This window comes from Acetobacter senegalensis (assembly GCF_001580995.1).
Taxonomy (GTDB): Bacteria; Pseudomonadota; Alphaproteobacteria; order Acetobacterales; family Acetobacteraceae; genus Acetobacter; species Acetobacter senegalensis.
This window is the reverse complement of record NZ_LHZU01000011.1, coordinates 1-682: the sequence shown is the minus strand read 5'-3', so window position 1 is coordinate 682 and position 682 is coordinate 1. Positions and strand designations below refer to the sequence as shown.

At 66.1% G+C, this 682-nt stretch carries 2 protein-coding genes; both read right to left on the bottom strand.

Going from position 1 to position 682, the window contains the following annotated elements; all coding sequences use genetic code 11:
- Nucleotides 1-218, bottom strand: a 218-nt coding sequence (locus AD948_RS00055; protein WP_061470209.1) for a DUF736 domain-containing protein, incomplete at its 3' end; no start/stop codon positions are given.
- Nucleotides 219-236: 18 nt separating this feature from the next.
- A complete protein-coding gene (locus AD948_RS00050) occupies nt 237-452 on the bottom strand; it encodes a hypothetical protein (RefSeq protein ID WP_061470208.1) in 216 nt (71 codons plus the stop codon).
- Nucleotides 453-682: the final 230 nt, after the last annotated feature.

The window sequence follows — 682 nt, the reverse complement described above, 5'->3', positions numbered from 1 at the left end:
TCCAGCTTCAGGCTCAGATAGGTGCGGCCTTCGTTGGAACGGCGGGTCCATGCTGCGCCGAGTTCAACCCGTCCGAGGTAGACGCGGTAGTTGGGGGCGTTGTCGTTGGCCCGGCTGGTTTCCGCCACCAGACGGACGTTGCGGGCCTGCAGGGCCAGGGTGACGATTTCGCCTTCGAAGCCTTCGCCCACCTTCTTGAAGGAACCGATGTTAGCCATTGTCGTATCTCCATGCTGTTATCGGGCCGCGACCACCGTGGCCTCGATGGCGATCGACCAGCCGGAGGCGAGCGGCAGAGCACCCTTCAGGGCCGCAGCGCAGCGGAGGACGGCAGGGCCGGAACTTTCTTGGCTCGCGAGGAATGGCGGCGCAGCCGTCAGGGGAAGAAAGTTCCGGAACGCCGTTGCGGTCAGCCGATCGAGGCGCAGCCGGTCTTCGGCTAGATCAGCCATCCGACAGAGGCCATGGTGTGCGGACCCGCCAGTCCCATGGAGAGACGATGCCGGCATGACCGGTCCGACAGGTGGGGAACGTGCGACACAGGAGGATATCGCGCTCGCCCGGTGCGACCGTCTTTCCTGCTGGTGGCGCGGATCGCGGCCTGACACCCGCCCCCGACTACCGCGTCCCTGCTGCGAACGGTTCGGGCCGCAACCTCTGGACCCGTCGTTCCAACGAAGGC

What these genes read in the sequence shown, in the direction of transcription:
- AD948_RS00050 (WP_061470208.1), bottom strand. Translation starts at nt 452, where the DNA reads ATGGCTGATCTAGCCGAAGACCGGCTGCGCCTCGATCGGCTGACCGCA.